Origin of the sequence: Clostridium tunisiense TJ, from assembly GCF_000300195.1 — a bacterium.
Lineage (GTDB): Bacteria > Bacillota > Clostridia > Clostridiales > Clostridiaceae > Clostridium_J > Clostridium_J tunisiense.
In genome coordinates this window covers 321,492-341,305 of record NZ_AMQH01000009.1, presented here as the reverse complement: position 1 = coordinate 341,305, position 19,814 = coordinate 321,492, and the positions used below count along the sequence as shown (strand labels likewise).

The following is a 19,814-nucleotide window of genomic DNA, read 5'->3' as shown; positions in this document are numbered from 1 at the left end:
TCACCATCTAAGAACAACTTTTATAAAGTCTATGAACTTAAGAATTTGGCTAATATAGATATACTACGTCATAGCTTTAAATAAAATTAAGTTTTTCAATACTTGGATAGCAAAATACTTTAAGGTTTCAAGTAGTAAATCTATAAGATAAGAATTACTTATGTGAGTACTTAATTAAAGGTACAAATACATAGACAACCTAGTTAACAAATAATTAACGAACAATATATATTGATTTATTTCAAATGTTCGTGTATAATTCAATGTGTAGTTCGGATTTATTGTAATTAGTATTGTTAATATTAAAAAAGGTAGGTGTTCTTGATGGATAAGTTTTTTAAACTAAAGGAAAATGGTACAGACATTAAAACAGAATCATTAGCTGGATTAACTACATTCCTTACAATGGCATATGTTATTTTTGTTAATCCAATAATTTTATCTCAGGCAGGAATGGACAAGGGTGCAGTATTTGTAGCAACAATTCTTGCAGCGGTAATTGGAACCTTCATTATGGGGTTTGTAGCTAATGTTCCTTTTGCATTAGCACCAGGTATGGGACTTAATGCATTCTTTACTTTTACCGTAGTTTTTGGCTTAGGTTTTACATGGCAACAGGCCTTAGCAATGGTATTCATCTGTGGTATTATAAATATCATAATTACAGTTACTAACATAAGAAAAATGATAATAGTAGCTATACCAGAATCACTTCAATATGCAATTAGTGGTGGTATAGGATTATTTATAGCATATATAGGTGTTAAACAAGCTCACTTCCTTCAATTTACTGGAGAAGCAGTAAATAAGGTTGCAGCCTTAGGTGAAGGTGGAGTATTCCAAGATGTGGTTCCAGCTATCGTTAACTTTAAGGATCCAGTAGCTCAACTTGCATTAATAGGTCTTATAATTACAATAGTTCTTATGATATTAGAAGTTAAGAGTTCAATTCTTGTAGGAATACTAGCAACAACAGTTATAGGGATTTTCTTTGGAGTTACTCAAGTTCCGGCATCAGGAGTTATGAACTTTGATGTTCCTAGTCTTAGTCCAACACTATTTAAACTAGACTTTGTAGGGTTATTTTCAGATCCAGGAAAAATATTTGTAGCATTAACAACAATATTTGCCTTTTCTTTAACTGATACTTTTGACACTATAGGAACCTTCCTAGGTGCTGGAAAGAAATCAGGAATATTTGATAATAACGAAGATTATTCTTTAAGTAAAAATAGCAAAGGTTTTTCAACAAAGTTAGAGAGAGCATTATTTGCTGATGCAACAGCAACATCAATTGGTGCATTGCTTGGAACAAGTAACACAACTACTTATGTAGAGAGTACTGCTGGTATAAGCCAAGGTGGAAGAACTGGTCTTGCTTCAGTAGTAACAGGAATATTATTCTTACTATGCTTATTCATAGCTCCAATAGCAGGAATGGTTCCAGGAGCAGCTACAGCACCAGCATTAATAGTTGTTGGTATATTAATGGCTGAATCTCTTCAAAAAATAGAATGGTCAGATTTAGAAATTGCAATACCAGCATTCTTTACTATAGCATTTATGCCATTCACATATAGCATTACAAATGGTGTAGCAGCTGGATTCATATTCTACTGCATAGCTAAGGTGTTAAAGAAAAAGGGTAAGGAAGTACACCCAATTCTTTATATTGTAACTGGACTATTTATATTAAGTTATGTAATTTCAGCAATGGTTTAAATTTAAAGGTGCCTCATTAAATTGAGGCACCTTATATTTTTTTGCATAAGTTTATATTTTGAGATTTAACTCCCTATATTAAGATAAACATAGTATAATTTTATATATAAGTATATTACGGATTAATTCAAATATAAAAAACGTAGGAAAGTAGCATCTTTAATAGCTAGTTTCTTTTTAATTATTTCAATAATAGTTAGCTTTATCATAGTTTTAAGGAGAAATACCTCAACAAGTTATTTGAAGGAAGTTGATTATCTATGATAAGTAAAAAAATGAAAGCTGTAATTTATATAGAATTGGCAGCTTAATTATGGGGGAAAAATGAAAAATAGAGTTTTATTAATAAGTATTAGATATTTATCTATAATCCTAATTATTTTTACAATGATTTTATATAATAAAACCTTGATTAGCATGTTTTCAGTAGGAATAATTTTGTTATACATAATAAATAATCAGGTCAGGTTTTTTAACTTTCAGCAAAAGGAAGCGTGTCTTATTCTATCTATATTAGTAGAATGGGTAATTGCTTATATTTCTTTTACTCATCGTGGCGGAGTATTATTCTTTTATTTTCTACCCTCAGTTCTTGATGGGGCCTTCTTTTTAAGGGAATACAAAGCTAAGATAATTTCTTTTTTAGCAATTATAACTCTAGCAGTTATTGGAAGAAATCTAGAGAGCAGGGAACTACTTATAACAACCTTTTCTTTAATTACACTTATAGCTTTAAGTAATTATATCAAAGAAGAAGTTCAAGGAAAATTAAAGGCTCAGGAGCTTTATGATAAGCTGAGAATTTCTGAGGAAGAACTAAAAAAGGCAAAAGAAGATATAGAAGCTTATGCAAGTTCTATTGAAGAGCTTACCTTACTTAGGGAGAGAAATAGAATTTCTAGGGAAATTCATGATAGTGTAGGGCATAGTTTATCCACCACAATAATTCAGCTTGGGGCCATTGAAAAGATGGCAAAAACCAATGGAGAAATGGCTTCAACTTTGGCAAAAAATCTGGGGGACTTTGTAAAGGAAAGTCTTCAAGAGGTAAGAGGAGCTGTAAGAGCATTAAAACCTCGTGAATTTGAAAAATATGAAGGTATACTTGCAATTGAAGAGCTGGTGAAAAACTTTCAAAAACTTACAGGGGTTAAGGTGAAGCTACGGTATTCAAAGCAAAGTTGGAACTTAAACTCAGATCATTCCTTTGTTATATATAGAGTTATTCAAGAATTTATGTCTAATTCTCTAAGACATGGCAAGGCTACAGAAATTAGCATATTCATGTACTTTAATCAAGATAACTTAATAATAACCTTAAAAGACAATGGGGTTGGAGCTGAGAAGGTAACTAAAGGCATAGGCCTTCAAAGTATATGGGAAAGAGTAAATGAACTTAGAGGGGAAATATCCTATGATACAGAGATAAATAAAGGTTTTACTCTAAAAGTTGTGTTACATCCTAATGAGATTTTAACTGCTTTTAACGAGGCTAAGAATAGTGAGAGAGAACCATAAATATTTTATTTTCAATAAGAATGTTGATATAAATAATCAGGAAATAAAACGTATAGTTAGGAGCTAATTAGAGTAAATCATAGGGGAATAGGCTTTAAATATATGGTAAGGTAAGGAGAATAGCCATGGATAAAAAGATAAATATCATTATTGTAGACGATGAGAAGTTAATTAGAGAAGGCTTAAAGATAATACTATCCTCCTTTGAGGATATAGAAGTAGTAGGCCTTTGTGAAAATGGGGAGGAGGCTTATAAGGCTTGTAAGGAACATAAGGTTGACTTAGTGCTTATGGATATAAGAATGCCTAAGTGTGATGGGGTTTTAGGTACAAGACTTATAAAAGACACCTTTAAGGAAATAAAGGTTTTAATTTTAACTACCTTTAATGATAGAGAATATATACATGAAGCTATGAAGTTTGGAGCATCAGGTTATCTTTTAAAGGATAGCTCCTATGATGTTATATATGAAGGCATAAAGGCGGCTATAATAGGTAGCGTGGTAGTGCATCCTGAAGTTGCTACTGTAATGATGGTAGAGGAAGTTAAGAAGGATAATAGTGAACAGGTTATAGATCAGTATAATCTCACAGAAAAAGAAGTAAGCATTATAAGAGAAATAGCTAATGGCTTATCCAACAAAGAAATTGGGGAGAAGTTATTTTTATCAGAGGGAACCATTAAAAATAATATTTCTAACATATTATCAAAACTGGAATTAAGAGATAGAACCCAAATTGCTATCTTTGCTTTTAAGTCAGGTATAAGTAGGTAAAGCACTTTAATCACGAGCATAATTACTAATAACTAATTATAGATGACTTAAGTCACTTAACTTAGTTACTTAGGGGAATGGAATCTCCTCCTAAAATTTTCTATTATATAAGTAGAAGATTTAGGAGGGGATTTTTTTATGAGTCTAATTGAAATAAAAAATGTAACGAAACGTTTTGATGATAAAATTGCCGTAGATAATATAAGTTTATCCATAGAGGATGGAGATATATTTGGACTTTTAGGACCAAATGGAGCAGGAAAGTCTACTTTAATTAGTATGATTACAGGACTTTTAAAACCAGATAGCGGTGATATTTTAGTGGATGGATACTCTATAATAAAGAATCCACTTGAAGTAAAAAGGCAACTAGGCCTTGTACCACAAGAGATTGCACTAATGGAAACAGTTTCGGCTTATGATAATCTTGAGTTTTGGGGAAGTCTATATGGCTTAAAAGGAAAGCTTTTAAAGGAAAGAATAAATGAAGCCTTAGAGGTAGCAGGTCTTATGGATAGAAAAAATGAAAAGCTTAAGAAATTTTCAGGGGGAATGAAGAGAAGGCTTAATATAGCAGCTGCAATACTTCATCATCCAAGAATCTTGATTATGGATGAACCAACAGTAGGTATTGATCCACAATCTAGAAACCATATCTTTGAGTTTACAAAAGAAATAAATAAAAATAGAAATACTACAGTAATTTATACTTCGCATTATATGGAGGAAGTAGATTATCTTTGCAATGGGCTTTTCATAATGGACTTAGGAAAAGAAGTAGCCTATGGAACTAAAAAGTCTGTAAAAGCTATGGTAAGTGATAAAAGCAGACTTTTATTAAAGCCAGATAGCTATACTGCTGAGACTTTAATAAGAGTAAAAGCCTTAGAGGGAGTTATGGATTTAACTGAGGAAGATGGAATGCTAAAGTTAGTGGTTAAGGAGGAATTCTTTAATTTAAATACCCTAATAAATAGTCTTTATGAAGAAAAAATTAAAATAAGGGGAATTACCTTTGAAGAACCTACTTTAGAGGAAGTATTCTTATCTCTCACAGGAAAAACCCTTAGGGATTAGGAGGTTTATTATGAAATTAAAAGCATTTATAAAGGTCATGCTAAAAGGCTTGGTTCGTGAATGGAAGGTAACAGTATTCACTTTTATTATCTTTCCAGTAGTCACAAGCCTGTTATATGGGTATTTTCAAGAGGATCTCTTTACTCCTGAGAATATAATGAGTAAATTTTATATTAATATAATAGATAAAGATAAATCACAAACCTCTATTGGACTTAAAGAGTTGTTTAATAGTGAGAGCTTAAAGGATTTCATAGTAGTAACTGAGGATAAAGAAAAGCTTCAAGCAGAAGTAGTTATTCCTAAGGGTTATGAAAGTGCTTTAACAGACTTAAAAGAAGAAGAGATTGTTGTAAAGCAGCTAACTGAAAAAGGAGAACCTGCTATAGTAGCAGTGTCTTCTATAATAGATAAGTATAATAAGGCGATGCAAGAGAGGATTCTTATTAATGATAAAATAGTGAAAAGTTCATTATCAACAGAAGGTAAAGAAGAGCTAAGGATGGACATTGTGGAAAAGTTTAAGAGTTTCCAAACAGAAAAAAGCATAAAAACTAATATTTACACAGAAGGTAAAAGCTTAACTTCTTTTCAATACTATTCAATTTCTATATTTAGTTTCATATCATTAGTACTAATTGGAAGTCTTACAACAAGTTATTATACAGAGAGGGAAAATGGATTAGTAAAAAGATATTTAGCGGCACCTATTAGTAAAATACAATTTTTTAACTATACATTAATATCTAATTTTATCTTTGCCTTTATTGTAAATAGCCTTTATGTCATAATTTATAAAGTTTCTAATGTTTCCTTTCAAGGGGCTTATGGAATTTTAATATTAATTCTTATTATTTTAAGCATTCTAGAAGCAACTTTAGCAGGTTTTTTAGTGGCTTTCTTTAAAGATAAGAGAATTGGTGGAGTATTTATGCAGGCATTTATATTACTTTCAGTATCTGTTGGAGGGGCCTTCTTTCCAGTGGATAAGGTTGGTGGAAAGATCATAGCAGTATTAAGTAATATAGCACCGAATACTCATATAATTAAAGTGTTTAAAGCATATATGCTAGAAAACACAATGAGTTCAATATTTAATCCGCTAATGATTATGGTAATAATAGCTATTATGAGTTATCTAATTAGCATTATAAAAGTAAAAGTAAAGTGGGAGGACTAATATGAAAGTAATAAGATATGCCTTTATTCACTTTAAAAGAATGGTAAAAAGTCCCCTAGTCATAGGTTTAATGTTTTTAATGCCAACTATTGTCCTTGGAATAATAGGATATAACTTTGGAAATGAAACTGCACATGAAACTAGTAATGTGGCCTTTGCTGTTGAAGATAGAGGGGAATATGGTCATAAATTTTTAGAAAAAGTACAGGCTAATGGAAGCAAATCAATTTATAGTTCTAAAGAACAAGCACTAGAATCTCTTAGAAAAAATAATGTATTAGCAGTTTATATAATACCTGAAAATTTTACAGAAGAAATAAACATGGGAATAAAACCAGAAATTCAAAGCTTTAAGAGAGAAGAAGGAAATGGCACTTCCTTTATTGAGGCCACTATGGAAGAGGAGCTTATTAAACTTACTAAAGCAAAATTTCTTTCTAACAAAGGGATTATAAATGAAGGAGAGGAAATAAGCACCACTATAAAGGTTAAAGAAGACAAAATTCAAGGAAAAAATCAGGTTCTATATATGATAATTTTAATGATTACAAGCTTTATTTTATTCTCCGCCAATTCTGTAGGAACTGAGCTAATAAGCATGAAAAAGCAAAAAGTTTTATTTAGATCTATTACTACCTCAAATACAGGCTATGAAATTATGGGGGGACTATATTTAGGGTTCTTTCTAGTTCAAGCTATCATATATATAGCTGTGCTTTTCATACAAAAGGCATTTTTAGGGTTTAGCTTTGAAGGATTACTTCCTATACTTCTTGTAAACATGCTACTCACTGTATTAATTTCTGTTAGTATAGGTTTAGCGGTTACTAGAGTGGTGGAAAATGAAGGAGTAGCAGTACTTATAATAAATCTATTTGGTATAATAACTACCTTTGTTAGCATGGCCGCTACGGTTATGGCAGGAGATAATATGCCACAAATTATAAAAAGCATAGGTAAATTCACTCCTCAGTACTGGGTAATAAATAGTATGGACACAGGAACATTATTTCCAAATGTTATAATTTTGGCTTTAATGGCAGCTGCAGTGTTTACTGCAGGTAGCTTTAGAATAAGAAATTTTGTGAATAAATAAAAACATCCTAGAGAATTTAATCATTCTCTAGGATGTTTTCTTATTATTTTCGTAGTTATCAGCAGGAGTATTTAATTTATTTTCTATTTTATGGAGATTATATATTATTATAAATAGAAGATATACAATTACAAAAAATGCGAGACCATAATATGCAGCTACAAAAAGGCCAAAAATACCAGCTACTATTGCACCTATGAAATATATTAGCATATTTATTTCCTCCTAAGTTTTCGAGTTTTGATGATTCTAAATATTATGATATATCATTTGTGCAAATAAGTATAGCCACTAGATACAGTTTACTATATGGAAATAATAATAGATAATTTATTGGAACAAGAATTAATATATAAAATAATAAGATTTATTTAAGTAATCTACATCATATTTTAAACATAGTCGTTTCAAGGTTCCCTTAATTTTATCTCTATTTTTTATTGGGTCTTCTAACAAAGTGAAGAAAGCCTCTTTTTCTTTTGGAGTGGCTTTATCCTTTAGATACCCATAAACGTGATTAACTCCGTTAATAAAGTTTCCTTCATCGAAGGGAAGAGATAAGGCAGTATCAATAGCTTTATATACTTCTTCCATAGAAGAAGTTGAATTCACAACTTTACTACACTTTTTATACTCCAAGTAATTTTTCTCCATAACAGAGTACTTATACTTTGCCCACTGAGTATATTTTACAGAAGGTTTTATGGAAGACCTTAATAAATTCACACATTTAATAGCAGAGATTTCTTTATCTTTAACCTCAAGCATAATATCAATAGGAAGCTTCTCTAAACTTTCTATATAGTTTAAAAAGTTTTCACTAATTACAAATTGAGAGTGTGCTCCATTTTTCTTTTCTAAATCTTGATCTGAGTAATGAACTTTCATTTTACCATCTTCCTTTTTCCAAGTAGTACTTACCTTTTTAAGAATTTCTTCAAAGGTTAATGAACATGGATTTATCTTGTGGTGAAGATTATCAAATACAGCAGGTATATTTAATTCCTTGCATATACTGAGCACATCTTCAAGAGTATAACTTTTATCATCATTTTCAATAACTAATCTTTTTTGTGCTGATACAGATAGTTTTTTAAAGTTATCAATAAATCTTCTTGTAGATAGATTCTTATCACCATAAACACCACCCACATGAAGAATAATTTTATTTGTATAATCTACACCAAGGGAATCTAAGAATTTACAATGATATTCTATGTCACTTATACTTTTTATGGCTACATCTTCATTAGGAGAATTAAGCACTGTGTATTGACCAGGGTGCATGGAAACTCTTAGATTGTGAAGTTTTATGTAAGTTCCACAAGTTAAAAGCTCTTCTTTAAACATTTCCCACCACTTAAGAGTATTTATGCTGTGGCTTCCAAAGGGAATAATGTCTGAACTTATTCTAAACATATATATGCTGTTTTCTACATTCCATTTTAATATGCTCATTAAGTCATCTAAATTCTCTTTAACACACTGAGAAAATCTATCTTCATTAAAATTTTTTAGTATAAAGCTCCTAGAGGTTTTAAAGGGAAGGGAAGAAGGTGTGCAAGCATATCCAATTCTTATATTATCTAACATAATTTTATCACCTATTTAAGTTATAGTATTTTCACTTTAAGGGTAGCAATTTAAACCCAAAAGTTTTCTTCATTCAAAGTTTGCCCAGGCTTAAGTTTTAACACATTAAATCCTTATATGTACATGTAGTAATAAGGAATAGTTATGTGTTTTTTTTCAGTATAATATGTAATAACATATAAGTCTATAAGGGTTCAATTTATATTTGCCTATAATTCAAACTAATGGACGTTACTATTCTGTGCAAAACATAATACAGGTATAAGTAAATTTTGTTTTATATTTTCTATACTGAAATAAAGTACTAAGCTTATTAGTATAATTTTATGGAGTTAAATATAATTTGGAATAATTTTATAGATAAAATTATTTATTTATATTACAATAAAAGTAAATAATAAAATGTAAATTTATTATAAATAGCGGTAAAGTATCTATGGTTAAATATGGGCCTATAATAGAGGACACATAGGATGGGATGGGAGAAAATATGGAAGGGTTAGAAGCAAAAAATAAAACTACTTTAGCACATATGACAACTGTGACTTTTATAATTGTTTATTACAGCTTTTTACTTGCCTCAGGGGGTGTGTTGTCCCCATTGACAGGGAACTTACTTTCTTTTATTGGAATTTCAATAGCTGCAAGTATGGTATACAAAGCAGTTAGGCAGGGTAACAAAAATAAGAAATTTTGGATTCTAATATTATTAAGTACTATAAGCTTCTTAATTGGAGATTTAGTATGGGCCTATGAAGAAATAATGTTAAAGTCTACTATTGAACCTGTTAGTGCTGCTAACTTACCCTATGCTATTTGCAGTTTATTATTATGTTCTTCTATTTGCTATGTAGCTTATAAGGAGAAAGATAAATGGAATAAAGTTCAATTAGCTGTTGACACCATAGCTGTAACCATAGTATATATGTATATAGCTTGGGTAATTCTATTTAAAAACATAGTTCCAAATTTACAGAGCTTTACCCAAGGTGAAATATTTACTGCTGCTTATGTAGCTTTAGATTTTATTTTAATTACAACTGTCAGCATATTATTTTTTAGTAATGAAGAAAGGTTTTTGTTAAATAAACCCACCGTAGTATATTTTTTAGGAAGTATAATTGTAGCTGTGGGAGACTTCATTTACTCCTATGAAGTATTTTACAATAAGTATGTATCAAATGGAGTAGTAGACTCTATTTGGGTTATTGGATTTTTAGTTATAGGACATTCAGCTATATGCGAGATACATCAAGATGAAACAAATAAAAAACAAAAGAGAGAAAAAACTGTGAGATTAAGTAAAAATAAAAGAAAAGTATCATATATAATATTAACAATAATGGCAGTGATTTTAGCTGTAACTATCAAAAGTTTAAATTATAGTTTAGCAATTTTTATTATAATAGGTATTCATAAGATAATATCTAAGTATATAGGGATAGCTATAGAAAATCAAAGATTGCTTGTGAAACAACAGGAATTAAATAAGTCCCTAAACCAAAAGGTTTCTGAGTCCGAGGTTCTAAATGAGAAATTACAAATAAAAATAAATGAGATAAATGAGTTTAATACCTTTTTAGAGAGAAAGGTAGAGGAAAGAACACAGGAACTGACTATAAGAAATACTGAATTGGAGTTAATTTCTAAAGAAGATTCTCTGACGAAGCTACCAAATAGAAGATGGTTTTTAAATAACTTGGACAAGCTGATTTTAAAGTCAGAAAATTCTAATATAATTATAGGAGTAATGTTTATAGATTTAGATAGATTTAAAGCAGTTAATGATTGGTATGGACATGATGTAGGTGATATATTACTTAAGAAAGTAGCCATGAGGTTAAAAGCCCATGCACCTAAAGATGCAATGGTAGCAAGATTAGGTGGAGATGAGTTTGTAGTGGTAATACCTGATGCACCTAGTAAAAAGTATGTATTAGAAGTGACAAAACAAATTCAAGCTTGTTTTAAAGAATCCTTTAGTATAAAGGAATATAAGTTGGTAACTACTTTTAGTATTGGAATTTCCCTATACCCCTTTGATGGAAGAGAGCGTTCTATACTAATGAAATGTGCAGATATTGCAATGTATAGAGCAAAGGCTCTGGGGAAAAATAACTTTCAGTTCTATGATAACAAGGTTAAGGAAGAGGTATCTAAAAAGCTTGAAATGGAAAATTTACTTAGGGATGCAGATTACGATGAAGAATTTATTCTCCATTATCAACCCCAATGGGATTTAGAAGGAGATAAAATTATCGGGCTTGAAGCTTTAATTAGGTGGAAAAGTCCTACTCTTGGATTGGTATCCCCAGGAGACTTTATTCCAATAGCTGAGGAAATAGGAATAATAGACAAAATAGGAGAATGGGTTTTAAAAAGAGTTTGTGAAGAGGTAAAAGGGTTAAATACCACTTACCATATGGATTTAAAAATTGCAGTAAACATATCACCAAAACAATTTAATAATACTAACTTTATTGACGTGGTGAATAAAAACATAGAGGAAAGTGGAGTTGCACCTAAGTGGCTAGATATAGAGATAACAGAAGAAAGTGCTATGGGTAATGAGGAGAACATTATTGAAAAGCTAATACACTTGAAGAATATCGGAGTGGAAATTTCCATAGATGATTTTGGTACAGGCTATTCTTCCTTAAGTTATCTTAAAAAGTTTACGGTAGATAAATTAAAAATTGCTATGCCTTTCATAAGAGGTATTAAGGATCAACGAGAGGATTACCAGATTGTAAAAACTATAATAATGATGGCAAAAAGTTTAAACCTAAGAGTTATTGCAGAAGGTGTAGAAAGTTTAGGGGAGTCTGAAATACTTAAAGGATTAGGTTGTGATGAGGTACAGGGTTATTACTACGGCAAGCCTATGACTATGGAGGAAATAAAACAAAGATACCTTCAAGTTCAATAAAAAGTTTAGTTTAATTAATCAAGTTAAGTTCTAGTTTTAGAAGGTTAGATAGGCAATGTCTAGCTGACTTTCACTTAGAACTTAATTTTTTTACTTTTTGTTAACTGAATTATTAGGATATTTATCTGAATAATTAGCTTATATAACTAGAAGTTTTATAGCTTAAATAAATCTATATTCTTTTCAGCAACTATGGGAAAGTGAGATAGCAAGGGGTGAAGTTAAAATACTTAAGGATCGGTAAAGTAATCACAAAATAAGGGTTCGAACATAAGATATTCTTAAGAGTAAAATGGGAAAGGATTATGTTATGTGGAATGAAGTGAATTTATTTAACCTTGTAAAGAAGTTCTTGCCTAATAAAGCAGATATCATAATCATGGAAGGTCCATATAGAAAACCAGCAATTATAATGGCAGACATAGATGGGGATGGAAGAAAAGAAATAGTAGCAGCATATAAGCTAAATAATGAAGCTTATTTAGTTATATTAAAGCATTACTACAATAGTTGGTATATGGAAAGTAATATTAAAGGTAAAGGATATAATGTAACATATTTAAAGGCTGCACCAGTAACCAGTAGTAAAACACCAGAGCTAATTGTGGGATGGCAGGTTGGAGCTATATGGTCTCGACTAAGCATTTTAAGGTGGAGTAATAAGAGGGTTAGGGAATTAATTAAAGATGAAATATATTTCTCTAAAATTGAAGTAGAGCCTATGCCTAGTATTAAAGGTGTAAATGGAACTGTAGAGATGGCTCTCTGGTCTCATGTTACAGAAGAGGCATATGAGGTTCAGGTATACAGATGGAAAAGGGGGTACTTAAGGCCGGCGGTAGATGTTTATTCTTATTATTTCTCAAAAGTGGTATGGTACTATAAGATGAAATTAAGGGAAAGTCCTGAGTTGGAAGTTTTATGGTATTTCCTGGGTAATGCGCAATTTAAAGCAGGTATGTACCAGGAGGCACTATACTCCATTAAGGAAGCTTTAAGTGGAAAAATACCACATCCTTATGAGAGTAAGTTAATGGGTATTAAAAGTGAAATTGAGAATATGTTAGGTAATGAAGATAAAGGTGAAGGTTATAATCAAAGAGAAATTGACAGTGACGCTCAGAAAGTAGAGGATGAAAAAGATATTAAGATTAATTTATATCCTGCAGCAACTAAGGAAATTGGGGGCACACTTTGGGGGTATATAGATTCAACTGGGGAGTTTGTAATTAAACCTAAGTTTGATTATGCTATGGATTTTCAAGACAATAGCTTAGCTATAGTTGGAGTTAATAATCTTCAAGGGGCAATAGATAAAGAAGGAAGATATGTTATTGAACCAAAATATGAAAATGTAATTGGTTTTTCAGAGGGGCGAGGAGCGGTTATTGATAAAGAGGGTTTTAAAGTTATAAATGAACAAGGAGAAATTTTAAGCCCTAAAGCCTATAGCTTTATAGGAAGCTACAAAGATGGAAGAGCATTATTTAGTGAAACAAATAAAGAAGGCAAATATGTATATGGATATTTAAATCTAGAAGGCAGAGAAGTAATACCAGCTAAATATGATTCAGCAGGAGATTTTGATAATGGCAAGGCTATAGCTAAAGTTAAGGAGAATCAATATGAGCTTATTGATATCAATGGAAATATATTAAATACCTATGACTATTATTTCGTAGGGAATTCCAGTGATAATCTACTACCTTTTAGTAAGAATATCAATGACAAGTATGGATATATAAATGAAGAAGGAAAGGTAATTATAGAGCCACAGTTTCCATGGGCGGGCTCCTTTAAGGAAGAAAGAGCTTTAGTTAATATGTCAGAGGATTATTTAAATAAGTACGGAGTTATAGATAAACAAGGGAATTTTATAATTAATCCTGAATATAACAATATAAGCTTCCTAGGAGAAAATAGATTGTCCCTGGGAAAGGCTATTGATGAAGAAAAGCCTTATATGGGCTCTAAATTCGCTTTAGCAGATATAGATGGAAAAATACTTACAGATTTTATATTTTATAATATATTAGAGTTTAAGGAAGGAGTGGCATCTGCTACAGATGGGAAAAGCACTTTTTTCATAGGTTTAGATGGAAAAATTGCAGATAGCTTGCCAAGGGTAGAGGGTGAGGGAACTTTATTTTTGGAAGATGATATAATTAAGGCAAATATAGATTATAGAACCTTTTATTTAGACAAAGTCGGTAAGGTAATCTGGAGTGAAGATAAGGTTATTCCATTAAATGAAAAGTATCAGGTTATGGAGGAAAAGTATAAGCCTAATAAAGATTATTTAGTTTATTATCCTAAAATTCAAGGTATTGAAGATAAAGAATTACAACAAGGTATAAATGATAAGCTAAAGGAATTAGCTTTGGTTAAACCTGTTGATGCAAACACCCAACTTGAATTTAGTTATGTAGGGGATTTTTCAGTAGAATTCTTTAGGAAAAATCTTTTGGTTTTGGAGCTTAATGGCTATGAATACTATTTTGGAGCTGCTCATGGAATGCCTAATAAAGTTTATGTCCATATAAATCTTAGTAATGGTGACATCTATGAATTGAAGGATTTATTCAAGACAGATAGTAACTATCTACAGGTAATTAGCGATATAGTAGGTAAGCAAATAAAGGATATGGGAGAAAACTTTTATATATTCCCAGATACCTATAAGGGGATAAGAGAAAATCAACCCTTCTATGTAGATGAAAACAATTTATATGTTTACTTTACTCCTTATGAAATAGCAGCTTTTGCAGCAGGATTCCCAACTTTTAAAATACCTTTTACGGAGATTACGAATATAATCAATAGAGAAGGGGAATTTTGGAGATCCTTTCATAATAATTTAAATGAGTAAATAAGTGATAGCCATAGGTGCCAATTAATTAAGAGTAGCAAAAGGGAATTTTGGCAAAGTGAATGTTTATTAATTTTATATTTAATAAAGCCATGGATATGAGAGAAACTATTTCTCTATTTATCCATGGCCTTATATTATTCAGGACTTTTATGCATTATGCACAGCGCTTTTACCTAAGCTCAATTTTATTTGTTTTTAGGAAGGATTATACCAACCTTTTGATTGCATTTCTTTAAATAAAGTTTCAGCATGACCTTGTTCTTCTTGTTGAATATGTTGAAGTTGTTTTCTTATGTTAGCATCTACAGACTCTAAAACAGCGGTATTATAGGAACTTGAAACATGCTTTTCAGTGCTAAGAGCATCATTCAAAAGCTGAGCGTCAGTGATTCCTAAACTATTTTGGATATCTGATAAATCACCTTGAGGTTTATTATAGCTTTTAAATAAACTATTAGAACTAGAACCATTTTGGCTTAACATGTTTTCAAGAGTAGTAGCATGTTGTTGTTCCTTACTTGCAAGATCTGTAAACACTTGTTTAATCTGTGGATCGGATGCCATAGCAGCATATTGTTCATATTTTCTTATGCATAGATATTCAGCAGTTAAGTTATCTTCAATTAAAGTTTTTTCTTTATTGGTTAGCATTATTTAGGACTCCCTTCAATTAATATAGGTATAGTATTCCATAAAAAACTAAATTTATTTATAAAAAATCACTGCAATAAATCTATGCAGTGATTTTTAGAATTACATTGAATTACATATACCTTAATTAGAACTTATCCTAAAATTGGGATAGGCAACTTGGCTTTTCATCAGTTGAAAAAAGTTTATTTATTTTATTAATGTAAGATTTATTAGAAATTAAGGCTCTTCCGTACTTATATAAACTTTTAAAGGAAACAGAACAAGTTATTAATGAGGAAAAGTCAGCTATATCCAGGGTTACTTCTACATCAAAGTCCGCTTCACTACTTAAGGAAGCCTTGCCATGCTGAAATTTAATTATTATACTTCCATCATTATCACTAACAAAGGTGTCTTTTACAGTTAACTTCATAGTGCAAGTTACATCATTAAAGTTATGGTCTTTTAATTCCTTAAACAGCCCTTTAGTATTAATAACTCTATACATTATTCCAGTTCCTTGAATGTTACTTTCATGATAAACAGGAGTAAACATATTATTGCTACCATTTCTAGGATCATCTAAAATAAACCTAAAATCTTCATCTTGAACATTAAAAATTATATATCTTATTTGATCATTTTGGCTATTAAAGAAGGTCATTATTTCTGAAAGAGCAGAAGAATTTTCAAATAAAAATTCACTTACAATCATATCGTTCAGTAGAAAGTTTCCATCTTCACTAGGTTTAAATTCGAAGAAGGCATAACCTTGAACTACATTATTTCTTTTATAGCCTACTGCCTTTAATCTAGGATTTTTAAGTTTTCCAATAAACTCAGCTTCATACTTCTCTATTAAGCCATTAGTTTTTTTAAACACTCTAGTGTAGCAATCTAAAAGCAAAGACGCTTCATCTTCTTTTATAAAGCAGACATTATTTTTTGAAGAGCCTTTTGGTAGGTTGCAAGGCTGAATCTTAAACTGATTCATACTAGTTCCAAAGCCAAAGCCCATATTTTTATAGAAGTCGGGCCTAAAGGGATAAAGCACCACCATGGAAGCTCCTAGGTTTTTATAGTGATTTATAAAATAAGTTACAATTTCTTTTGCTACCTTTTCCTTTTTATTAAGAAGATTTACAGCTACAGAGCCTAATCCTCCAACAGGAATTTTATGAGACAAAAGATTCATTTTGAAGTCATGGAGCCTCATACCACCTACCATGGTATCACCATTGAAAGCCCCATAAAATTTAACATAAGGATTTTCCTTATGAATCTTTGTAATATTTTCAAGAAACTTATTCTTTTCTTCTAAAGAAGTGATTTTTAGTCCTGGATAAGCATTAAGGTCAATTTCAATAAAGTCTCTAAAATCCATATCACTCCATAGTTTTCTAATTAAGTACATTTTTTCACCCCATTTTATTGTTGATAAAAATTTTAAGAATATCCCCATGATAATATACGAGTAAAAAATGGAAAAGTTTAAGGAATAATAATAAATTAAAATAAAAGTATTATTAAACAGTGATTAAATTCCCTTTATTAATAAGTTTTGGAGGGAGATTTAAGTTATAAATAGAAAAATTATTTAAATCTCCCTCAAGCATAATTTAAAAGGTATATGGTTATATATTAAGATACATTTCATACTGAGAAATGGAATCTTTTTTAAAGCCTATATGTCTTATGAAGCCTTCCATAAGGTGGTTATTTGGTACTGTTATAGAAAGTTTTGAAACATCAACTTCCTTAGAGAATGTGCTTAAAAGACCTAAGGCAAACCCTTTATTTCTAGCGTTTTTATTAACCCATAAAATATTTATTTTTCCAGTAGTATTTCCACATAAGTACCCAACTAAAGTTTCACCTACATAAGCACCATAATAAAGGGAGTTTTCTAGTGTTTCTACATAATCTATATCACTTTGCCAATTTATGTGATAATCTTTAGTCTCTCCCACGGCATTTTTAAAGTCTACAAAATTAATTTTTTTAATGTGCATATGTGGATTATTATAATTTCTTAATGTGGATAAATCCTCTAGTGAAAAGTACTTTAAGTCATAAACCTTTTCATAGGAAAGGTTATTGTAGAATTTAACAGCTCTATCATTACCAACGATTACTTCTAAAAATAATTGCTTGCAGTTATTTTTAGAAGCAACTTCCTTATGAAGCTCCATAAGTTTTTGGCTAATGCCCTGCCCTCTATACTTAGGATGGACAGCTAGTGTTCCACAACGCATAGTTTTAATTCCTTCATAATTTTTAATTCCACCAAGAATAACACCTATAGCTTTATCACCATCAAAGGCTATATGAGAATAATCTAAAGAATTACCCTCTGGTCCAAAGAATCTGTTAACAAAGATATCCTTTGGCATAGAAAGTTTTATAATGTAATCAGAAAAACCTATAGTAAACGCATCAAATATTAAATCCATATTAACTTCAGAACATTTTTTATAATTTATCATTTAATCCACCTCACAAATATTATTTATAATCATATTTAATAAGTTATTAGCTATTGCGTTGTTTGCTTTAACGCCCATGATACCTGTATAAAAACCTATAGAATCAGTAGAAGAAAGTATTATATAGCAAATAGAATTTACATCTAAATCTTTTCGAAACTCACCTCTAGTAACTCCTTCTTCTAAAAGAGCACATAAATCCTTTGAAACTTGGTTATACCTCTCCAAGGCAAAAGTTTTTATAGCATCATTTCTAGAAGTAACGGACCAAAACTCAAAAGTAAATTTAATTTGAAGTATATTTTTTTCATCAATAACCCAGTTAAGTATCCATTGAAGGTAGTTACTTAACTTTTCTTTGCTACTCATTGATGAAGTAAAACTTGTTATTAATTTTTTTCTATTGATTAGACGGTCTTCTGCTATTGCTAAAAATATTTCTTCCTTACTCTTAAAATAAGTATATATCCCGCCCTTACTAACTCCAGAAGCATTAACAATATCATCAATAGTAGTATCAGAGTAACCTTTATCGGAAAATACTTTAAAAGCATGATGCAAAATTAAAGATATTCTTTCTTGTTTACTTTCCTCAGTAATTTTTGGCATTTTATTTAACACCTCCTTAAAAAAAGACTGGTCGGTTTTTATTTTAACATGCTGGATATATTATAGCAATACAGTTATTTTAATGAATAGAAAAATATTAAATATTATTAACTTTATTCCTATGATTTAAATAAGATATACTAATAGTGCTTAAATAAGAGGACGCTATGATAAACTTGAAGTGTTTTTCCACTAATCAACTTATAGCTCTAGCTGTATTAATAGGGGTAACAATGGCGAAAAATCTAGAAACTAATGATCAAGTTACTGTAGCTAATATGATATATATAATTGGGGATGTAATAACCTTTATTAATGGGGAAATTGAAAATCAGAATAGCAGTGAACAATCAAATGAAGATGAGAAAAGTAATGGAGAAGATTCAAAAGAAGTTAAAAAACTAAAGAAGCAAGTAGAAGAATTAACTTATTGGGTTATGGAGCTAAGAAATAAAGAAGAAGGTAAAAAGATAAACTAACTCCTGATTACCTATAAGGATGCAAAAGTTAAGCCCCTCTCTACTTTTAGGGGTAGAGAGGAGCATTGCTATTAATAGTTTTCACAAAAAACTTCAAAATAAGATTTTGGGTGTACGCAAGCTGGACATTTCTCTGGAGCTTCTTTTCCTTCAAATATAAAGCCGCAGTTCCCGCATTTCCACATTACTGATTCATCTTTTTTAAATACTGTTCCGTTTTCTATGTTAGCAAGTAATTTTCTATATCTTTCTTCGTGGAATTTTTCAACTTTAGCAATCATTTCAAAAGCTACGGCAACTTCAGGGAAGCCCTCTTCTTTTGCAATTTTTGCAAACTCGGGATAAAGTTCAGTCCACTCTTCATTTTCTCCAGCAGCAGCATAACCTAGATTTATTTTAGTGTCATCGCTTAAACCTACTGGATAAGTAGCAGTAATTTCAATACCTTCTCCATTCATTTGCTCTTTTAAAAACTTATAAAATCTCTTAGCATGTTCTTTTTCTTGCTCTGCTGTTTCCATGAAAAGAGCAGATATTTGGTTAAAGCCCTCTTTTTTAGCTACACTTGAGTAATAAGTATACCTATTTCTAGCTTGAGATTCTCCTGCAAAGGCTTTTAATAAGTTTTCTGCAGTTCTTGTACCTTTTAAGTTTTTCATTGCTCAGTCCCCCTTGTAAATAATAATTAATATTAATTATAGCATATTTTACTAAATTTGGCATGGTAAAAATTCCATATAAAAATCAGTTTACAAAACCTTAACAAAGTTAGAGACTCATATTTTTTTAAGATTTATTATTAATTACAGTAATAAATTTATGTTTTCAAGCATAAACATATTAT

16 protein-coding genes are annotated in these 19,814 nt (G+C 30.5%); 9 read left to right on the top strand and 7 right to left on the bottom strand.

Features of this window, described 5'->3' with window-relative positions; all coding sequences use genetic code 11:
- Positions 1-324: 324 nt before the first annotated feature.
- The 6 genes from C661_RS0109455 (at position 325) to C661_RS0109430 (ending at position 7,369) form a co-directional block, all read left to right on the top strand.
- A complete protein-coding gene (locus C661_RS0109455; RefSeq protein WP_017415075.1) occupies positions 325-1,722 on the top strand; it encodes an NCS2 family permease in 1,398 nt (465 codons plus the stop codon).
- A 324-nt stretch (positions 1,723-2,046) separates the two neighbouring features.
- On the top strand, positions 2,047-3,240 hold the full coding sequence (locus C661_RS0109450) for a sensor histidine kinase (RefSeq protein WP_017415074.1): 1,194 nt from the start codon (positions 2,047-2,049) through the stop codon (positions 3,238-3,240).
- A 125-nt stretch (positions 3,241-3,365) separates the two neighbouring features.
- Positions 3,366-4,016 (top strand): response regulator transcription factor, encoded by a 651-nt coding sequence (locus C661_RS0109445; protein ID WP_017415073.1) that lies wholly within the window; start codon positions 3,366-3,368, stop codon positions 4,014-4,016.
- A gap of 138 nt (positions 4,017-4,154) precedes the next feature.
- Entirely contained in the window at positions 4,155-5,093 is a 939-nt protein-coding gene (locus tag C661_RS0109440) for an ABC transporter ATP-binding protein (RefSeq protein ID WP_017415072.1), read from the top strand.
- 10 nt (positions 5,094-5,103) lie between these two features.
- Positions 5,104-6,273, top strand: a complete 1,170-nt coding sequence (locus C661_RS0109435; protein WP_017415071.1) for an ABC transporter permease — start codon at positions 5,104-5,106, stop codon at positions 6,271-6,273.
- Between the two features lies 1 nt (position 6,274).
- Positions 6,275-7,369 carry an ABC transporter permease gene (locus tag C661_RS0109430; protein ID WP_017415070.1) on the top strand — a complete coding sequence of 365 codons (1,095 nt, stop codon included), beginning with the start codon at positions 6,275-6,277 and terminating at the stop codon, positions 7,367-7,369.
- A gap of 27 nt (positions 7,370-7,396) precedes the next feature.
- On the opposite strand, the gene C661_RS0109425 is transcribed toward C661_RS0109430, so the two are convergent.
- Both C661_RS0109425 and uvsE read right to left on the bottom strand, forming a co-directional pair.
- Entirely contained in the window at positions 7,397-7,582 is a 186-nt protein-coding gene (locus C661_RS0109425) for a hypothetical protein (RefSeq protein WP_017415069.1), read from the bottom strand.
- A gap of 132 nt (positions 7,583-7,714) precedes the next feature.
- Complete coding sequence (uvsE, locus tag C661_RS0109420) at positions 7,715-8,962, bottom strand: UV DNA damage repair endonuclease UvsE (RefSeq protein ID WP_017415068.1); 1,248 nt, start codon at positions 8,960-8,962, stop codon at positions 7,715-7,717.
- Positions 8,963-9,452: 490 nt separating this feature from the next.
- Here uvsE and C661_RS22725 point away from each other — a divergent pair, with 490 nt between their 5' ends.
- Both C661_RS22725 and C661_RS0109410 read left to right on the top strand, forming a co-directional pair.
- Positions 9,453-11,891: a putative bifunctional diguanylate cyclase/phosphodiesterase gene (locus C661_RS22725; RefSeq protein WP_192812654.1), complete on the top strand. Its 2,439-nt coding sequence runs from the start codon at positions 9,453-9,455 to the stop codon at positions 11,889-11,891.
- 292 nt (positions 11,892-12,183) lie between these two features.
- Positions 12,184-14,760 (top strand): WG repeat-containing protein, encoded by a 2,577-nt coding sequence (locus C661_RS0109410; protein WP_017415066.1) that lies wholly within the window; start codon positions 12,184-12,186, stop codon positions 14,758-14,760.
- A 198-nt stretch (positions 14,761-14,958) separates the two neighbouring features.
- Here C661_RS0109410 and C661_RS0109405 read toward each other — a convergent pair whose 3' ends face one another.
- The 4 genes from C661_RS0109405 to C661_RS22720 form a co-directional block, all read right to left on the bottom strand.
- Positions 14,959-15,414 carry a spore coat protein gene (locus C661_RS0109405; protein WP_017415065.1) on the bottom strand — a complete coding sequence of 152 codons (456 nt, stop codon included), beginning with the start codon at positions 15,412-15,414 and terminating at the stop codon, positions 14,959-14,961.
- A 139-nt stretch (positions 15,415-15,553) separates the two neighbouring features.
- Positions 15,554-16,810: a GNAT family N-acetyltransferase gene (locus tag C661_RS0109400; RefSeq protein ID WP_017415064.1), complete on the bottom strand. Its 1,257-nt coding sequence runs from the start codon at positions 16,808-16,810 to the stop codon at positions 15,554-15,556.
- A 220-nt stretch (positions 16,811-17,030) separates the two neighbouring features.
- Positions 17,031-17,882 (bottom strand): GNAT family N-acetyltransferase, encoded by an 852-nt coding sequence (locus tag C661_RS0109395; protein WP_017415063.1) that lies wholly within the window; start codon positions 17,880-17,882, stop codon positions 17,031-17,033.
- Positions 17,883-18,491, bottom strand: a complete 609-nt coding sequence (locus tag C661_RS22720) for a TetR/AcrR family transcriptional regulator (protein ID WP_017415062.1) — start codon at positions 18,489-18,491, stop codon at positions 17,883-17,885.
- Positions 18,492-18,658: 167 nt separating this feature from the next.
- On the opposite strand from C661_RS22720, the gene C661_RS0109385 reads away from it, so the two are divergent.
- Positions 18,659-18,970: a hypothetical protein gene (locus C661_RS0109385; protein WP_017415061.1), complete on the top strand. Its 312-nt coding sequence runs from the start codon at positions 18,659-18,661 to the stop codon at positions 18,968-18,970.
- A 71-nt stretch (positions 18,971-19,041) separates the two neighbouring features.
- On the opposite strand, the gene rbr is transcribed toward C661_RS0109385, so the two are convergent.
- The gene (gene rbr, locus C661_RS0109380; protein ID WP_017415060.1) at positions 19,042-19,629 is read right to left on the bottom strand and encodes a rubrerythrin; all 588 of its coding nucleotides are present in this window, start codon (positions 19,627-19,629) and stop codon (positions 19,042-19,044) included.
- Positions 19,630-19,814: the final 185 nt, after the last annotated feature.

Excerpts from the sequence above, each read along its gene's own strand:
- C661_RS0109455 (WP_017415075.1), top strand. The coding sequence starts at position 325 with ATGGATAAGTTTTTTAAACTAAAGGAAAATGGTACAGACATTAAAACA.
- C661_RS0109450 (WP_017415074.1), top strand. The coding sequence starts at position 2,047 with ATGAAAAATAGAGTTTTATTAATAAGTATTAGATATTTATCTATAATC.
- C661_RS0109445 (WP_017415073.1), top strand. The coding sequence starts at position 3,366 with ATGGATAAAAAGATAAATATCATTATTGTAGACGATGAGAAGTTAATT.
- C661_RS0109440 (WP_017415072.1), top strand. The coding sequence starts at position 4,155 with ATGAGTCTAATTGAAATAAAAAATGTAACGAAACGTTTTGATGATAAA.
- C661_RS0109435 (WP_017415071.1), top strand. The coding sequence starts at position 5,104 with ATGAAATTAAAAGCATTTATAAAGGTCATGCTAAAAGGCTTGGTTCGT.
- C661_RS0109430 (WP_017415070.1), top strand. The coding sequence starts at position 6,275 with ATGAAAGTAATAAGATATGCCTTTATTCACTTTAAAAGAATGGTAAAA.
- C661_RS0109425 (WP_017415069.1), bottom strand. The coding sequence starts at position 7,582 with ATGCTAATATATTTCATAGGTGCAATAGTAGCTGGTATTTTTGGCCTT.
- uvsE (WP_017415068.1), bottom strand. The coding sequence starts at position 8,962 with ATGTTAGATAATATAAGAATTGGATATGCTTGCACACCTTCTTCCCTT.
- C661_RS22725 (WP_192812654.1), top strand. The coding sequence starts at position 9,453 with ATGGAAGGGTTAGAAGCAAAAAATAAAACTACTTTAGCACATATGACA.
- C661_RS0109410 (WP_017415066.1), top strand. The coding sequence starts at position 12,184 with ATGGGAAAGGATTATGTTATGTGGAATGAAGTGAATTTATTTAACCTT.
- C661_RS0109405 (WP_017415065.1), bottom strand. The coding sequence starts at position 15,414 with ATGCTAACCAATAAAGAAAAAACTTTAATTGAAGATAACTTAACTGCT.
- C661_RS0109400 (WP_017415064.1), bottom strand. The coding sequence starts at position 16,810 with ATGTACTTAATTAGAAAACTATGGAGTGATATGGATTTTAGAGACTTT.
- C661_RS0109395 (WP_017415063.1), bottom strand. The coding sequence starts at position 17,882 with ATGATAAATTATAAAAAATGTTCTGAAGTTAATATGGATTTAATATTT.
- C661_RS22720 (WP_017415062.1), bottom strand. The coding sequence starts at position 18,491 with ATGCCAAAAATTACTGAGGAAAGTAAACAAGAAAGAATATCTTTAATT.
- C661_RS0109385 (WP_017415061.1), top strand. The coding sequence starts at position 18,659 with ATGATAAACTTGAAGTGTTTTTCCACTAATCAACTTATAGCTCTAGCT.
- rbr (WP_017415060.1), bottom strand. The coding sequence starts at position 19,629 with ATGAAAAACTTAAAAGGTACAAGAACTGCAGAAAACTTATTAAAAGCC.